Source organism: Streptomyces sp. NPDC002784 (assembly GCF_053592135.1).
The window spans coordinates 217446-232994 of the sequence record NZ_JBSFVD010000002.1 but is presented as its reverse complement, the minus strand read 5'-3'; the positions used below and the strand labels follow the sequence as shown (position 1 = coordinate 232994).

Sequence of the window (15549 nt, the reverse complement as noted above, 5' to 3'; positions counted from 1 at the left end):
ACCCAGCCGCGGCGGCCCGCGATCTTATCGTCACGCAGGAACACGTGTGCGGTCCTGTGGATCGCTGTGCTCGTCATCGGCCGAGGTGAAACGTCTGCGCGTGAACGGCGGGCGGCGCGGCGCGGCGCGCGGGAATGTACGGTCCGGCCCGCCCGGTTACCGGGACATGACTCAGGACCGGACCGAAGAGGCCTTGCTTTCCTTGCTCTCCGAGGGACACGGCGGCGTGCTGGTGACCCTCAAGCGCGACGGCCGCCCCCAGCTGTCGAACGTCACCCACGCCTACGACCCGGACGAGCGGATCATCCGGGTCTCGATCACGGACGATCGCGCCAAGACCCGCAACCTGCGCCGGGATCCGCGGGCGTCGTACCACGTGACCAGCGCCGACCGCTGGGCGTACACCGTCGCCGAGGGCACCGCCGACCTCACGCCCGTCGCCGGCGACCCGCACGACGACACGGTCGAGGAACTCGTCCGGCTGTACCGGGACGTCCAGGGCGAACACCCCGACTGGGACGACTTCCGCGCCGCGATGGCCCGGGACCGCCGGCTCGTGCTGCGGCTGAGGGTGGACCGGGTGTACGGAGTCCCGAAGCGCGGCTGAGCCGCCCGCCCTTCCCCACCCGCTGCCCTACCCGCTGAACCCGTGCTCGCGGGCACGCCACACCACCGCGAGCACGGGCACCAGCAGCGCCAGCACACTCCACGGGAATGCGGCCGCCCCGAACAGGCCGAGCAGCACCCCGCCGACCACCCCGCCCCCGGCCATCGCCGCGTTCCACAGGGTGACCAGCATCGCCTGCGCGGCGTCCGCCTGCTCGCCGCCGGCGTCGGCCACGGCGGTCTGCAGCAGCGTGGGCGCTCCGCCCCAGCCCAGGCCCCACAGCGCCGCGGCGGCGTAGACGAGCGGCGGCTGCTCCGCGAACCCCGCCAGCACGGCGGCGGCCACCCCGACCAGCACCACGCTCCCCAGCGTCAGTGCGCGCAGCCGCCGGTCGATGCGGGCGCCGACGATCCAGACGCTCAGCAGCGAGGTGCCGCCGAACACCAGCAACACCAGGTCGGTCGAGCCGCCCATGCCGTACCGGTCCAGGAAGGTGGCGATGTAGGCGTACAGGACGGTGTGCGCGAGCACGAACACCAAGGTGACGAAGAGGACGGGGGCGACTCCGGGGAGGGCGAGCGCCGTGCGCACGGGGGCCCGGGTGCCGCTCTCCACCCCGGGCCGGTCCGGGACCAGCAGGGCGATCCAGCCGAGCAGCGCGACGGTCACCGCGGTCATCAGCGCGAACGCCGTACGCCACCCGAAGACGTCACCGAGATACGTGCCCGCGGGTACTCCGGCCGACAGCGCCAGCGGGACGCCCGCCATGACGACGGCGACCGCCCTGCCCTGCACGGCGGACGGCACCAGCCGCCGGGCGTAACCGGCCAGCAGCGCCCAGGCCAGGCCCGCCGCCACGCCCGCGACGAAACGGGCCGCCATGGTCAGCGGGTAGTTCCCCGACACGGCCGTGACGGTGTTGGCCAGCGCGAACCCCGCCATCGCCGCCAGGAGCAGCCGCTTGCGCCGCCAGTGCGCGGTGGCCGCGGACAGCGGGATCGCGGTCAGGGCCGTGCCGACGGCGTAGACGGTCACGGCCTGCCCCGCCGCGGACTCGCTCACCCCGAGATCCGAGCTCATCGCGGGCAGCAGACCCGCCGGAAGCGTCTCGGTGAGGCTGGTGACGAAGACGGCGGTGGCCAGGGCGAGCAGGGCGGGGAGGGGAAGGGCGGCGGGCGGGCGCAGTTCCTGAGTGGTGGTCATGACGGGAGGATCGGGCCTGACACCGGTGTCAGGTTCAAGGGCGGCCGGGGCGCTTCACGGGAAGGACCTAGGCCCCTGGGCGCAGGGCGGACGGCCGATGGTCCGGCGGGACCGGGCTGCCTAGGCTGCCGGAGGGATCAGGCAGCCAGGAGAAGAGGACCGATGCCTGTCAACGGCCGCAGTCACATCCGTATCGCCCGCCCGTCCCGGGACCTGGCCGCCGCCGAGCGGTTCTGGGGCGCGGGGCTGGGGCTCGGCGTCGTCTGGCGCGCGGAGGGCGGGTCCCAGCCGGGCGAGCACGATCTGCTGATGCTGGGATGGCCCGACGCCGACTGGCATCTCGAACTCGTCCATGAGCCCGCCCGGCCGGTCGAGCCCCGGCCCACCGAGGAGGACCTGCTGGTGATCTACGTCGACGGACCGGTGCCGGAGGATCTCGTCGCGCGGCTGGAGGAGTGCGGCGGCAAGCGGGTCGCGTCGCCGAATCCGTACTGGAACCAGTGGGGTGTCACGGTCGAGGACCCCGACGGTTACCGGCTCGTCCTCTGCGAGCGGGGCTGGTCGAACGCGTGAGTCCCGAACCCCGGGGCCGCGCGGGCGACCGGGGTCCGGGGCAGCTGGATGGGCTCAGGCGGTCACGGTCTCCCGCTCGGCCGCCTTCTCGGGCGCCCGCTCGCCGAGCCGCTCGGTGGGGACCTTGTGGGTCTCGCGCGCCGAGAGCGCGGCGATGACCGGCGGGAGGCACAGGGCCGCCGTGAAGAGGCCGACCGCCGACCAGTCGTCACCGTCCGGGCCCGCGATCTGCGCGGCGAAGGTCACCGCGAACCCGGCGACCGCGAAGCCGATCTGGGTGCCGATCGCCATGCCGGACAGCCGGACCCGGGTCGTGAACATCTCGCCGTAGAAGGACGGCCAGACACCGTTCGCGGCGCTGTAGACGACACCGAAGGTGACGATGCCGAGGAGCAGGGTCAGCGGGTAGTTGCCCGTCGAGATCGACCACAGGTAGAGGAACATCATCACCGCGCTGCCGGCCGCGCCGATCAGGAACACCGGGCGGCGGCCGATGCGGTCCGAGAGCGTGGCCCACAGGGGGATCGCGGCGAGCGCGACCAGGTTCGCCAGCGCGCCCACCCACAGCATCGAGGAGCGGCTCATCCCGACGGAGTCGCTCGTCGCGTACGCCAGCGCCCACACCGTGAAGATCGTGCTCACCGAGGCGACCAGCGCGCAGGCCACCACCCGCAGCACATCCGCCCAGTGCTCGCGCACCAGCACCAGCAGCGGCAGCTTGACCACGCCTTCCGTCGCCGCCTGCTGGGCGAAGGCCGGGGTCTCGTCCAGCTTGCGGCGGATGACATAGCCGACCACGGCGACCGCGATGCTCATCCAGAACGGCACCCGCCAGCCCCACGACAGCAGTTGGTCCTCGGGGAGCGCGGCGATCGGTATGAAGACGAGCGTGGCGAGCAGCTGGCCGCCCTGGGTGCCGCTGAGGGTGAAGCTGGTGAAGAACCCGCGCCGGTTCGGTGGCGCGTGTTCCAGGGTCATCGAGTTCGCGCTGGCCTGCTCGCCGGCCGCGGAGATGCCCTGCAGGACCCGGCAGAGCACCAGCAGCACCGGGGCGAGCGTGCCGACCTGGTCCCGGGTGGGCAGACAGCCGATCAGGAACGTCGACACACCCATCAGGATCAGCGTGAAGACCATGATCTTCTTACGGCCGAGGCGGTCGCCGTAGTGGCCGAGGAAGAGCGCGCCGACCGGGCGGGCGGCGTACGCCACGCCGAAGGTGGCCAGCGACAGCAGGGTCGCGGTGGCCGGGTCGGACTCGTCGAAGAAGACCTCGGGGAAGATCAGTGCGGCCGCGCTGCCGTAGATGAAGAAGTCGTAGTACTCCAGCGCGCTGCCGATCCATGCGGCGGTCGCGGCTTTCTTCGGCTGCCCGGGCGGGGCGGCGGGGGTGGGGACGGACACGGCGGCTCCTTTGAGGGAACTCCAACGTAAGGGGAGTGAGCGGCGGGGAGAGGGGGCCGGATCTTCGGCTAATTAACCCACTGGATAGTTAGTCCCGGTGGGAAGGGATGTTGCGCCCGCGTTTCCCGCGTGTCAAGGGGTCCTGCCGTACGAGCTCGCGCCGTGCCCGGTTCTCCCGGGTCAGTCCGCGGCGCGCTCCGCCGTGAGGTAGGCGATCACCATGTCGCCGAGCATGGCCCGGTAGTGCTCGCGCTGGGCGGGATCGACGAGGTCCCGGCCGAACAGGGCGCCGAAGGTGTGCCGGTTGGCGACCCGGAAGAAGCAGAAGGAGCTGATCATCGCGTGCAGGTCCACGGCGTCGACGTCGGCCGTGAACAGGCCGGACTCCTGGCCCGCCGCCAGGATGCGGCGGATCACGTCCAGCGCCGGTGAGCCGATCCTGCCCAGCTTCTCGGAGCCGGCGATGTGCTCGGCGCCGTGGATGTTCTCGATGCTGACCAGGCGGATGAAGTCCGGGTGCGCCTCGTGGTGGTCGAAGGTCACCTCCGCCAGCCGCCGGATGGCCGCCACGGGGTCCAGGTGCTCGACGTCGAGCTGCTGCTCGGCCTCCCGGATCACGCCGTACGCCCGCTCCAGCACGGCCGTGAACAGCTGTTCCTTGCCGCCGAAGTAGTAGTAGATCATCCGCTTCGTGGTCCGGGTGCGGGCGGCGATCTCGTCCACCCGGGCGCCGTCGTAACCGGCGCGCGCGAACTCCTGCGTCGCCACGTCGAGGATCTCGGCCTGGGTGCGGGCGGCGTCACGGATGCGTCCGCCGCGCCGTGCCTCTTCGTCGACGCTGGTCATCGGGTTCCTTCGGGCGAGGGACAGGTGTCGCGATTGTAAGAGCTGGGCCCGGACCACTTCCTCCGACCGGGGGAGGAGTGCTATGACTAACGTACTAGTTCGTACATTAGTTGGCCTGGAGGTCCGCGGTGCCCAAGGACTCGTATCTCGTCGGACTGATCGGTTCCGGTATCGGACCCTCCCTCAGCCCCGCCCTCCATGAGCGCGAGGCCGACCGGCAGGGACTGCGGTACCTGTACCGGCTGATCGACCTCGACGTCCTCGGCGCCCCGCCGGAGCGGGTCGGCGACCTGGTGCGGGCCGCCCGCGAGCTCGGCTTCGACGGGCTCAACATCACCCACCCGTGCAAGCAGCTCGTCATCGGGCATCTCGACGCGCTGTCCCCGCAGGCCCAGGCGCTCGGCGCGGTCAACACCGTCGTCTTCGACGGCGGCCGGGCCGTCGGCCACAACACCGACGTCACCGGCTTCGCCGCGTCCTTCGCGCGCGGGCTGCCCGACGCCCCGCTGGAGCGGGTGGTCCAGCTCGGCGCGGGCGGCGCGGGGGCGGCCGTGGCGCACGCCACCCTCACGCTCGGCGCCGAGCGCGTCACCGTCGTCGACGCGCTGCCCGAGCGGGCGGCCGACCTCGCCGCCTCCCTGAACCGGCACTTCGGCGAGGGACGCGCCGTCCCCGCGGCGCCCGACCGGCTCGCCGGGCTCCTGAGCGCGGCCGACGGCATCGTGCACGCCACGCCCACCGGCATGGCCGCCCACCCCGGGCTGCCCTTCCCCGCCGAGCTGCTGCACCCCGGGCTGTGGGTCGCCGAAGTGGTCTACCGGCCGCTGGAGACCGAGCTGCTGCGCGCCGCCCGGGCGCGGGGCTGCGCCACCCTCGACGGCGGCGGCATGGCCGTCTTCCAGGCCGTGGACGCGTTCCGCCTGTTCACCGGGCGGGAACCCGACAGCGCCCGGATGCTCGCGGAGTTCGCCGAACTGACCGACGTCATGGCCGCACCCCAGTAGGCCGTTCCCCGAAACCCGCGGCAAGCCCCGCTTGAAGAGAGGTACCGACGTGCGTACGTCCATCGCCACCGTCTCCCTGAGCGGATCCCTCACCGAGAAGCTCACCGCCGCGGCCCGGGCCGGCTTCGACGGCGTCGAGATCTTCGAGAACGATCTGCTGGCCAGCCCGCTGACCCCCGAGGAGATCCGCGCCCGCTGCGCCGACCTGGGTCTGACCATCGACCTGTACCAGCCGATGCGGGACATCGAGGCCGTGCCCGAGGACGTCTTCGCCCGCAATCTGCGCCGCGCCCGGCACAAGTTCGAGCTGATGCGCCGGCTCGGCGCCGACACCGTGCTCGTCTGCTCCAGCGTCTCCCCGGACGCGGTGGACGACGACGCGCTCGCCGCGGCGCAGCTGAGCCGGCTGGCCGGCCTGGCCGCGGAGTCCGGCCTCCGGATCGCCTACGAGGCGCTGGCCTGGGGGCGGCACGTCAGCACGTACGACCACGCCTGGCGCATCGTCGAGCAGGCCGGGCACCCGGCGCTGGGGACCTGCCTGGACAGCTTCCACATCCTGTCCCGGGGCTCCGATCCGAAGGGCATCGAGGACATCCCCGGCGAGAAGATCTTCTTCCTGCAACTGGCCGACGCCCCGCTGCTCGGCATGGACGTCCTGCAGTGGAGCCGCCACCACCGCTGCTTCCCCGGCCAGGGCGGCTTCGACGTCACCGGGCTCGTCCGGCACGTGCTGCGCACCGGATACGACGGACCGCTCTCGCTGGAGGTCTTCAACGACGTCGTCCGGCAGGCCGAGGCGGGCCCCACCGCCGTGGACGGCCGGCGCTCCCTGCTCCTCCTCCAGGAGTCGGTGGGCCTGGCCGCCCCGCCCGCCCCCGTCGTCCCCACCGGGATCGCCTTCGCCGAACTCCTCACCCCCGACGCCGAACCGGTCTGTGCGGTCCTCTCCGCCCTGGGCTTCGCCCGCACCGCGCGTCACCGCAGCAAGCCGGTCGACCTGTGGCAGCAGGGCGAGGCGCGGATCCTGGTCAACACCGGCGGCGCCGCCCGCCGGGAGAGCGTCCAGCTCGCCGCCGTCGGCCTGCGGTCCCCCGATCCCGCGGGCGCCGCCCGCCGCGCCGAGGCCCTGCTCGCCCCGGTCCTGCCGCGCCGCCGCGCCCCCGAGGACGCGGCCCTGGACGCGGTGGCGGCCCCAGACGGCACCGAACTGTTCTTCTGCGGCCCGGCTTCCGGCTGGCGGGGCGACTTCGAGGACGTGCCGCACACCCCCACGGCCACCGCCGTGACCGGCGTCGACCACCTCGCGCTCACCCAGCCCTGGCACCAGTTCGACGAGGCGACCCTCTTCCACCGCGCCGTCCTCGGCCTGCACGCCCAGCCCAGCGTGGACGTCGCCGACCCCTACGGACTGCTGCGCAGCCGCGCCGTCACCACCCCCGACGGCAGCGTGCGGATCGCGCTGACCGTGGGCGCGGCACCGGGCGACGACACGGTGCACGCCCAGCACATCGCGCTGGCCACGGACGACGTGGTCGCGGCGGCGCGCCGCTTCCGCGCGGCGGGCGGCCGGCCGCTGCCGGTCCCCGCGAACTACTACGACGACCTGGCGGCCCGCTTCGACCTCACCGAGGGCGAGTTGGAGACCTACCGCGACCTCGGCATCCTCTACGACCGCGACCCCGGCGGCGTCTTCCGGCACTGCTACACGCAGACCGTGGGCCGCGTCTTCTTCGAACTCGTCCAGCGCGACCCCGGCTACCGGGGCTACGGCGCCCAGAACGCGCCGGTGCGGCTGGCCGCGCAGCACGCCGCGCGGGCGGTCACTGGCGGCTGACGGTGCGGGTGACGCCGGCCAGGATCGTCGTGGCGAGGATCCAGCCCACCAGGACCAGGACGTACGACAGCCACTGGGACCAGCCCTGCGGCGCGTAGGCCGCTTCCTGGCCGAAGGAGATGACCGGCACCAGCAGGTCCAGGGCGAAGAACACCGGGTTGAAGTCCGGCGCCTCGGCCGGCTTGAGCGCGGGCGGCCGGTCCAGCGCGAAGGCGACCGAGCCGACGGCGAGCAGGGACAGCAGCCAGCCGAAGGCGCGCAGCGGCCGGAAGCCGTAGCCGACGGCCAGATCCTGCACGTGGCCCCACAGCCGGCCGTACCAGGGCAGGGTCGTGCGATGGCGGCGCTGCTTGGCGAGCTGGACCAGGCGGGCGGCGTGGTCGTCGCCGCTGCGCCGGTAGGCGGCGGTCAACTGCTCGTAGCCGTGCGGGTCGTAGGTGTGGCCGTCGCGGGCCAGCATCGGCAGCCGCCGCCGCACGGGCTCGTGCGGGGTGAGGAAGGTGTAGGTGAGGTCCAGGATCCGTACCTCGTCGGGCAGCATCTCCGGCTCCAGGTCGAGCTGTTCGATCTGGGCGCGGCGCAGGTTGAGCCGGCCCACGATCCTCGGGCCGCCGCGCAGCCAGAACTCGCCGATGACGACGCTGCTGGCGCGCAGCGCGGTGTCGCCGGGGTGGGACAGGGCCGAGCGCAGCAGATCGAGGCGCCCGGGTATGCGGGCGCCGCGCAGGTCGATCCGGCCCTCGGCGCGCAGCCGCCGCCCGAGCACATGGGCGCCGACGTCCAGCGACTCGGCGTCGAGCGCGGTGCCGCCGGGGTGGCTCAGCCGGGCGTCCTCCAGGTTGACCGAGCCGGCGACCCGGGCCCCCCTGAGCCGGATCCCGCCCTCGGCGCGCAGTCCCGGGGCGCACAGCTCGTCCTCGACGGTGACCTGGTTGAGCCGCAGGACGGGCCGCTCATGGCCGGCGGCCGTGAGTTCCGCGCGTTCCAGGAACAGCGCTCCGGCGATCTGGGCGCCGCCGAGGTGGACCGGGCCGCTGAACCGGCAGCCGGTGAGCCGCAGGCTGCCGTCCACCCGGATGCGGGCCCCGGACAGGCCCGGCAGCACGGAGTCGCTGAGGTTGAGATAGCCCAGCCGGGCGCCGGACAGATCGGGAGCGGTGTCGAAGTGACAGTGGCTCAGCCGGACGACGCAGTCGACGGTCGCGTACCGCAGGTCCAGTACGCCCGTGACGTACGCGCCCGCGACCTTGACCGCGGCGATCTCGCCGGGCTCGTGCGGGCCGTTGAGCAGCAGGGCCCGCAACACCCGGGCCCGCACCGTGCGTTCGGGGCCCCGGTCCTCGCCATCGGTCCGGAAGTCCACTTCCGTGCCCGTGGCGAAGGCCCGCCAGACGCGCTGTTCGGCCGGTGTCAGATCGTTGATCTCCATCAGCCGCGACTCTGGCGGGCCTCCTGGGCGGTGTCAAACCCCTATGCCCGTACGTTCCATTCCGCGATGACCGGCCGCCCGTGCTCCGTGGACAGCCGGCTCACCGTGCCGGTGGCCAGCTGGAACAGCCGCCCCTCGGCGGGCGGGAGACCCGGCCGCCGTGCCGTCAGCACGCGCAGGAAGTGGGCGTGGGCGACGAGGACCGCGTCCCCGTCCGCCAGCGCCTCGTCCACGCGGGCCAGCACCCGGTCGGCCCGCCGCCCCACCTCGGCCGGAGACTCGCCGGGACGCCCGGCAAGGGCCGGGCGGGACGCCGTCCGTCCACAGGTACCAGTCCGGCCGTATGCGGTGGATGTCGACCGTCGTCACGCCCTCGTAGCCGCCGTAGTCCCACTCGCGCAGGTCGTCGCAGGGCAACGCCCCCATGATGCCCGCGAGTTCGGCGGTGCGCCGGGCCCGGCTGTGGGGGCACCTCCCACGCCCTTCAGCGGGGGAGGACCAGGAGGAGATCCCCCACCGCCGTGCCTACTTCGGGGACTCGACGGCGTGGCCGCCGAACTGGTTGCGCAGCGCCGCGATCATCTTCATCTGCGGGGAGTCCTCCTGGCGGGAGGCGAACCGGGCGAACAGGGAGGCGGTGATCGCGGGCAGCGGGACGGCGTTGTCGATGGCCGCCTCGACGGTCCAGCGGCCCTCGCCGGAGTCCTCCGCGTAGCCGCGCAGCTTGTCCAGGTGCTCGTCCTCGTCCAGGGCGTTGACCGCGAGGTCCAGCAGCCAGGAGCGGATGACCGTGCCCTCCTGCCAGGAGCGGAAGACCTCGCGCACGTCGGTGACGGAGTCGACCTTCTCCAGCAGCTCCCAGCCCTCGGCGTAGGCCTGCATCATCGCGTACTCGATGCCGTTGTGGACCATCTTCGCGAAGTGCCCGGCGCCGACCTTGCCCGCGTGGACATAGCCGTACGGTCCGTCCGGCTTGAGCGCGTCGAAGACCGGCTGGACCTTCGCCACGTGCTCGGCGTCGCCGCCGACCATCAGGGCGTAGCCGTTCTCCAGGCCCCAGACACCGCCGGAGACACCGGCGTCGACGAAGCCGATGCCCTTCTCGCCGAGCTCGCGGGCGTGCTTCTCGTCGTCCGACCAGCGGGAGTTGCCGCCGTCCACCACGATGTCGCCGGGGGACAGGAGCTGGCCCAGTTCGTCCACGACGGCCTGGGTGGCGGCCCCCGCCGGGACCATCACCCAGACCACGCGCGGTCCTTCGAGCCGTTCGACCAGTTCGGCGAGGGAGGCGACGTCGGCGAGGTCGGGGTTGCGGTCGTAGCCGATGACGGTGTGGCCGGCGCGGCGGATCCGCTCGCGCATGTTGCCGCCCATCTTGCCGAGGCCGATGAGTCCGAGCTGCATCGATGTCATGTCAGTGCACTTCCTTCAGTTCACGGTAGGCGGCCACGAGGGCAGCGGTGGAGGAGTCGAGACCGGGGACGTCGGCGCCCTCGGTGAGGGCGGGCTCGACGCGCTTGGCGAGGACCTTGCCGAGTTCGACGCCCCACTGGTCGAAGGAGTCGATGTTCCACACCGCGCCCTGCACGAACACCTTGTGCTCGTAGAGGGCGATCAGCTGGCCGAGCACCGACGGGGTCAGGTCCCGGGCGAGGATCGTGGTCGTCGGGTGGTTGCCGCGGAAGGTGCGGTGCGGCACCTGCTCCTCGGCCACGCCCTCCGCGCGGACCTCCTCGGCGGTCTTGCCGAAGGCGAGCGCCTGCCCCTGCGCGAACAGGTTGGCCATCAACAGGTCGTGCTGCGCCTTGAGTTCGTCGCTCAGCTCGCCGACCGGACGGGCGAAGCCGATGAAGTCGGCCGGGATGAGCTTGGTGCCCTGGTGGATCAACTGGTAGTAGGCGTGCTGCCCGTTGGTGCCGGGCGTGCCCCACACCACCGGCCCGGTCTGCCAGTCCACCGGGTGCCCGTCGCGGTCCACCGACTTGCCGTTGGACTCCATGTCGAGCTGCTGGAGGTAGGCGGTGAACCTGGCCAGGTAGTGGCTGTAGGGCAGTACCGCGTGCGACTGGGCGCCGAAGAAGTTGCCGTACCAGATGCCCAGCAGGCCGAGGAGCAGCGGGGCGTTGGCCTCGGCGGGGGCGGTGCGGAAGTGGTCGTCGACGATGCGGAAACCGTCCAGCAGCTCCCGGAAGCGGTCGGGGCCGATGGCGATCATCAGGGACAGGCCGATCGCGGAGTCGAACGAGTAGCGTCCGCCGACCCAGTCCCAGAACTCGAACATGTTGTCCGGGTCGATACCGAACCCGGTGACCTTCTCCGCGTTCGTCGACAGGGCGACGAAGTGCCGGGCGACCGCCTTCTCCTCGCCGTCGAGCCCGGCCAGCAGCCAGGAGCGCGCCGAAGTGGCGTTGGTGATCGTCTCGATGGTGGTGAAGGTCTTCGAGGCGACGATGAACAGCGTCTCCGCCGGATCCAGGTCGCGCACGGCCTCGTGCAGGTCGGCGCCGTCGACGTTGGACACGAAACGGAAGGTCAACTCCCGTTCCGTGTACGGCCGCAGCACCTCGTAGGCCATCGCCGGGCCGAGGTCGGAGCCGCCGATGCCGATGTTGACGACGTTCCTGATGCGCTTGCCGGTGTGTCCGGTCCAGGCGCCGGAGCGGACCCGGTCGGCGAAGTCGCTCATCCGGTCCAGGACGGCGTGCACGCCCGGCACCACGTTCTCGCCGTCGACCTCGATGACCGCGTCCCGCGGGGCGCGCAGCGCGGTGTGCAGCACCGCCCGGTCCTCGGTGAGGTTGATGCGCTCACCGCGGAACATCGCGTCGCGCAGCCCGAACACATCGGTGGCGGCGGCCAGTTCCTGGAGCAGGGCGAGCGTCTCGTCGGTGACGAGGTGCTTGGAGTAGTCGATGCGCAGATCGCCCACGCGCACCACGTAGCGGTCCGCGCGCTCGGGGTCCGCGGCGAACAGGTCCCGCAGATGGGCGTGCCACTCGGCGCGGTGGTCCTCCAGGGCGGTCCACTGGGGCCGCCGGGTGAGCCTCGGGGAGTCAGACATGGGAAGGGGTCTCCTTGCCCGCCTCGCCCCGCAGGGCGACGGCGTACATCTCGTCCGCGTCGAGGCGCCGGAGCTCCTCGGCGATGAGTTCGGAGGTGGTGCGGACCTTCAGTGCGAGGGTGCGCGAGGGCTGGCCGGGCAGCGAGAGCGTGGCCAGCGGGCCCTCGGGGCGGTCGATGACGATGTCGCCGTTCGCGGTGCCGAGGCGTACGGCGGTGACCACGGGTCCGGCGGTGACGACCCGGTCGATCGTCACCCGCAGCCGCGCCTCCAGCCAGCGCGCGAGGAGTTCCGCGGCCGGGTTGTCGGCCTCGGCCTCCACGGCCCCCGAGAGGATCGGCACCCGGGCCTGGTCCAGGGCCGCGGCCAGCATCGAGCGCCACGGGGTGAGCCGGGTCCAGGCCAGGTCGGTGTCGCCGGGCGCGTAGGAGCGGACCCGGGCCTCCATGACCGCGAAGGGGCTCTCCACCGCGTACAGGTCGGTGATCCGGCGCTGGGCCAGCGCGCCCAGCGGGTCCTTGGCGGGGTTGTCGGGCCCCTCCACCGGCCACCACACGACCACCGGGGCGTCCGGCAGCAGCAGCGGCAGGACGACGGAGTCGGCGTGCTCGGACACCTCGCCGTAGGTGCGCAGGATCACCGTCTCGCCGGTGCCCGCGTCGGCGCCCACCCGGACCTCGGCGTCGAGCCGGGAGGCGGTGCGGTCGCGGGGGGTGCGGGCGTGCCGCTTGATGACGACCAGGGTGCGCGAGGGGTGCTCGTGCGAGGCCTCCTCGGCCGCCTTGATGGCGTCGTAGGCGTTCTCCTCGTCCGTGACGATCACCATCGTCAGGACCATGCCCACGGCGGGGGTGCCGATGGCGCGGCGGCCCTGCACAAGGGCCTTGTTGATCTTGCTTGCCGTGGTGTCGGTCAGGTCGATCTTCATGGCCTGCGCCAGCTCCGTCCGTCTCGTGCGAGCATCTCGTCGGCTTCCTCGGGTCCCCAGCTGCCCGAGGCGTACTGCGCCGGCTTGCCGTGCCGCGCCCAGTACTCCTCGATGGGGTCGAGGATCTTCCAGGACTCTTCCACTTCCTGGTGACGGGGGAACAAATTGGCGTCGCCGAGCAGGACGTCCAGGATGAGGCGCTCGTACGCCTCCGGACTGGACTCGGTGAACGACTCGCCGTAGGCGAAGTCCATCGTCACGTCCCGGATCTCCATGGAGGTGCCGGGCACCTTGGAGCCGAAGCGGACGGTGATCCCCTCGTCGGGCTGGACGCGGATCACGATCGCGTTCTTGCCCAGCTCCTCCGTGGCGGTGCGGTCGAAGGGGGAGTGCGGCGCCTGCTGGAAGACCACCGCGATCTCGGTGACGCGACGGCCGAGCCGCTTTCCGGTGCGCAGGTAGAAGGGGACGCCCGCCCAGCGGCGGTTGTCGACCTGCAGCTTGATCGCGGCGTACGTGTCGGTGGTGGAGGCCGGGTCGATGCCGTCCTCCTGGAGGTAGCCGCGGACCTTCTCGCCGCCCTGCCAGGCGGGCGCGTACTGGGCGCGCACCGTGTGCCGGCCCAGGTCCTCCGGGATCTTCACGGCCTTGAGGACCTTCAGCTTCTCCGTCAGCAGCGAACCGGCGTCGAAGGAGGCGGGCTCCTCCATCGCGGTGAGCGCCATCAGCTGGAGCAGGTGGTTCTGGATGACGTCACGGGCGGCGCCGATGCCGTCGTAGTAGCCGGCCCGGCCGCCGATGCCGATGTCCTCGGCCATGGTGATCTGCACATGGTCCACGAAGGACCGGTTCCAGATCGGCTCGAACATCGTGTTGGCGAAGCGCAGCGCCAGGATGTTCTGGACGGTCTCCTTGCCCAGGTAGTGGTCGATCCGGAAGACCTGCTCCGGGTCGAACACGTCGTGCACGATCGCGTTCAGCTCGCGGGCGCTGCCCAGGTCGTGGCCGAACGGCTTCTCGATGACCGCCCGGCGCCAGGAGCCCTCCGGCCCGTCGGCGAGGCCGTGCTTCTTCAGCTGCTGGACGACCTTCGGGAAGAACTTCGGCGGCACCGACAGGTAGAAGGCGTAGTTGCCGCTGGTGCCCCGGGAGGCGTCCAACTCGTCGACGGCGGAGCGCAGTTGCTTGAACGCCTGGTCGTCGTCGAAGTCGCCCGGGATGAACCGCATGCCCTCGGCGAGCTGCTGCCACACCTCCTCGCGGAACGGCGTGCGGGAGTGCTCGCGGACGGCGTCGTGCACGACCTGCGCGAAGTCCTGGTCATCCCAGTCCCGGCGGGCGAACCCGACGAGGGAGAAGCCCGGCGGCAGCAGACCGCGGTTGGCGAGGTCATAGACGGCCGGCATCAGCTTCTTGCGGGACAGGTCGCCGGTCACGCCGAAGATGACGAGGCCGGAGGGGCCGGCGATCCGCGGGAGGCGCCGGTCGCCGGCGTCGCGCAGCGGGTTGGTCCAGTCGGTGGTCATTCCGCGTCCACTCCCTTGCTGTCCAGGGACTTGGCGACCGCGTCCAGCAGTTCCTGCCAGGCGGCCTCGAACTTGGCGACGCCCTCGTCCTCCAGCTTGGTGACGACCTCGTCGTAGGAGATGCCGAGGCGTTCCACGGCCTCCAGGTCGGCACCGGCCTGGGCGTAGCCGCCGGTGACGGTGTCGCCGGTGATGTCGCCGTGGTCGGCGGTGGCGTTCAGGGTGCCCTCCGGCATGGTGTTGACCGTGCCGGGCGCGACCAGGTCGTCGACGTAGAGGGTGTCCTTGTACGCCGGGTCCTTCACGCCGGTCGACGCCCACAGCGGGCGCTGCCGGTTGGCGTGCGCGGTCGCCGACTTCACCCAGCGGTCGGAGGAGAAGACCTCCTCGTACGCCTGGTAGGCGAGGCGGGCGTTGGCGAGGGCGGCCCGGCCCTTCAGGGCGAGTGCCTCGTCGGTGCCGAGCACGGTCAGGCGCTTGTCGATCTCGCTGTCGACCCGGGAGACGAAGAACGAGGCGACGGAGTGGATGGCCGACAGGTCCAGGCCCCGCTCGGCGGCCTTCTCCAGGCCCAGCAGATAGGCGTCCATGACCTCGCGGTAGCGCTCCAGCGAGAAGATCAGCGTGACGTTGACGCTGATGCCCTGGGCGAGGGCCGCGGTGATGGCCGGCAGGCCCGCCCGGGTCGCCGGGATCTTGATCATGACGTTGGGGCGGTCGACCAGCCAGGCGAGCTGTCTGGCCTCGGCGACGGTGGCCGCCGTGTCGTGGGCGAACCGCGGGTCGACCTCGATGGAGACCCAGCCGTCCCGGCCGCCGGTCCGGTCGTACACCGGGCGCAGGACGTCGGCGGCGGCGCGCACATCGGCGGTCGTCATCATCCGTACGGCCTCGTCGACCGTGACCCCGCGGACGGCGAGGTCGGCGAGTTGCTCCTCATAACCGTCGCCGCTGCCGATCGCCGCCTGGAAGATGGACGGGTTGGTGGTGACGCCCACCACGTGCTTGGTGGCGACGAGTTCGGCGAGGTTGCCGGAGGCGATCCGCTTGCGGGACAGGTCGTCCAGCCAGATGGAGACGCCCTCGTCGGAGAGGCGCTTGAGTGCTGCGGTCACTGTGATCATCTTCTTTCTGGCG

General features: G+C 72.0%; 13 protein-coding genes and 1 pseudogene. 4 read left to right on the top strand and 10 right to left on the bottom strand.

Annotated elements, in window-relative coordinates:
• Nucleotides 1–166 precede the first annotated feature (166 nt).
• Nucleotides 167–607: a PPOX class F420-dependent oxidoreductase gene (locus ACWD1Z_RS05705; RefSeq protein ID WP_451115830.1), complete on the top strand. Its 441-nt coding sequence runs from the start codon at nt 167–169 to the stop codon at nt 605–607.
• 27 nt (nt 608–634) lie between these two features.
• Here ACWD1Z_RS05705 and ACWD1Z_RS05700 read toward each other — a convergent pair whose 3' ends face one another.
• On the bottom strand, nt 635–1810 hold the full coding sequence (locus tag ACWD1Z_RS05700) for an MFS transporter (RefSeq protein ID WP_451115828.1): 1176 nt from the start codon (nt 1808–1810) through the stop codon (nt 635–637).
• 162 nt (nt 1811–1972) lie between these two features.
• On the opposite strand from ACWD1Z_RS05700, the gene ACWD1Z_RS05695 reads away from it, so the two are divergent.
• Nucleotides 1973–2383 carry a VOC family protein gene (locus tag ACWD1Z_RS05695; protein WP_451115826.1) on the top strand — a complete coding sequence of 137 codons (411 nt, stop codon included), beginning with the start codon at nt 1973–1975 and terminating at the stop codon, nt 2381–2383.
• A gap of 54 nt (nt 2384–2437) precedes the next feature.
• On the opposite strand, the gene ACWD1Z_RS05690 is transcribed toward ACWD1Z_RS05695, so the two are convergent.
• Nucleotides 2438–3784 carry an MFS transporter gene (locus ACWD1Z_RS05690; RefSeq protein ID WP_451115825.1) on the bottom strand — a complete coding sequence of 449 codons (1347 nt, stop codon included), beginning with the start codon at nt 3782–3784 and terminating at the stop codon, nt 2438–2440.
• 180 nt (nt 3785–3964) lie between these two features.
• Nucleotides 3965–4630, bottom strand: a complete 666-nt coding sequence (locus ACWD1Z_RS05685) for a TetR/AcrR family transcriptional regulator (protein WP_451115823.1) — start codon at nt 4628–4630, stop codon at nt 3965–3967.
• Between the two features lie 128 nt (nt 4631–4758).
• Between ACWD1Z_RS05685 and ACWD1Z_RS05680 the strand changes: the two genes are divergently transcribed.
• Entirely contained in the window at nt 4759–5634 is an 876-nt protein-coding gene (locus ACWD1Z_RS05680) for a shikimate dehydrogenase (protein WP_451115821.1), read from the top strand.
• Between the two features lie 49 nt (nt 5635–5683).
• Nucleotides 5684–7468 carry a bifunctional sugar phosphate isomerase/epimerase/4-hydroxyphenylpyruvate dioxygenase family protein gene (locus ACWD1Z_RS05675; RefSeq protein ID WP_451115820.1) on the top strand — a complete coding sequence of 595 codons (1785 nt, stop codon included), beginning with the start codon at nt 5684–5686 and terminating at the stop codon, nt 7466–7468.
• Here ACWD1Z_RS05675 and ACWD1Z_RS05670 read toward each other — a convergent pair.
• The 7 genes and pseudogenes from ACWD1Z_RS05670 to tal form a co-directional block, all read right to left on the bottom strand.
• Nucleotides 7455–8897 (bottom strand): membrane-associated oxidoreductase, encoded by a 1443-nt coding sequence (locus ACWD1Z_RS05670; RefSeq protein WP_451115819.1) that lies wholly within the window; start codon nt 8895–8897, stop codon nt 7455–7457. The two genes, ACWD1Z_RS05675 and ACWD1Z_RS05670, sit on opposite strands and share 14 nt — an antisense overlap.
• Before the next feature lie 41 nt (nt 8898–8938).
• Nucleotides 8939–9365, bottom strand: a pseudogene (locus ACWD1Z_RS05665) (histidine phosphatase family protein); the annotation flags it as partial.
• A gap of 57 nt (nt 9366–9422) precedes the next feature.
• Nucleotides 9423–10301 carry a phosphogluconate dehydrogenase (NAD(+)-dependent, decarboxylating) gene (gene gnd, locus ACWD1Z_RS05660; RefSeq protein ID WP_451116328.1) on the bottom strand — a complete coding sequence of 293 codons (879 nt, stop codon included), beginning with the start codon at nt 10299–10301 and terminating at the stop codon, nt 9423–9425.
• A gap of 10 nt (nt 10302–10311) precedes the next feature.
• Nucleotides 10312–11958: a glucose-6-phosphate isomerase gene (gene pgi / locus ACWD1Z_RS05655; protein WP_451115818.1), complete on the bottom strand. Its 1647-nt coding sequence runs from the start codon at nt 11956–11958 to the stop codon at nt 10312–10314.
• Nucleotides 11951–12886, bottom strand: coding sequence for a glucose-6-phosphate dehydrogenase assembly protein OpcA (opcA, locus tag ACWD1Z_RS05650; RefSeq protein WP_451115816.1), 936 nt, complete (start codon nt 12884–12886; stop codon nt 11951–11953). Before opcA ends, pgi begins: the two co-directional genes overlap by 8 nt.
• On the bottom strand, nt 12883–14412 hold the full coding sequence (gene zwf / locus ACWD1Z_RS05645) for a glucose-6-phosphate dehydrogenase (protein WP_451115814.1): 1530 nt from the start codon (nt 14410–14412) through the stop codon (nt 12883–12885). The genes opcA and zwf overlap by 4 nt, the downstream gene beginning before the upstream one ends.
• Nucleotides 14409–15536, bottom strand: a complete 1128-nt coding sequence (tal, locus tag ACWD1Z_RS05640; protein ID WP_451115812.1) for a transaldolase — start codon at nt 15534–15536, stop codon at nt 14409–14411. The genes zwf and tal overlap by 4 nt, the downstream gene beginning before the upstream one ends.
• Nucleotides 15537–15549: the final 13 nt, after the last annotated feature.

Excerpts from the sequence above, each read along its gene's own strand:
- ACWD1Z_RS05705 (WP_451115830.1), top strand. The coding sequence starts at position 167 with ATGACTCAGGACCGGACCGAAGAGGCCTTGCTTTCCTTGCTCTCCGAG.
- ACWD1Z_RS05700 (WP_451115828.1), bottom strand. The coding sequence starts at position 1,810 with ATGACCACCACTCAGGAACTGCGCCCGCCCGCCGCCCTTCCCCTCCCC.
- ACWD1Z_RS05695 (WP_451115826.1), top strand. The coding sequence starts at position 1,973 with ATGCCTGTCAACGGCCGCAGTCACATCCGTATCGCCCGCCCGTCCCGG.
- ACWD1Z_RS05685 (WP_451115823.1), bottom strand. The coding sequence starts at position 4,630 with ATGACCAGCGTCGACGAAGAGGCACGGCGCGGCGGACGCATCCGTGAC.
- ACWD1Z_RS05670 (WP_451115819.1), bottom strand. The coding sequence starts at position 8,897 with ATGGAGATCAACGATCTGACACCGGCCGAACAGCGCGTCTGGCGGGCC.
- gnd (WP_451116328.1), bottom strand. The coding sequence starts at position 10,301 with ATGCAGCTCGGACTCATCGGCCTCGGCAAGATGGGCGGCAACATGCGC.
- pgi (WP_451115818.1), bottom strand. The coding sequence starts at position 11,958 with ATGTCTGACTCCCCGAGGCTCACCCGGCGGCCCCAGTGGACCGCCCTG.
- opcA (WP_451115816.1), bottom strand. The coding sequence starts at position 12,886 with ATGAAGATCGACCTGACCGACACCACGGCAAGCAAGATCAACAAGGCC.
- zwf (WP_451115814.1), bottom strand. The coding sequence starts at position 14,412 with ATGACCACCGACTGGACCAACCCGCTGCGCGACGCCGGCGACCGGCGC.
- tal (WP_451115812.1), bottom strand. The coding sequence starts at position 15,536 with ATGATCACAGTGACCGCAGCACTCAAGCGCCTCTCCGACGAGGGCGTC.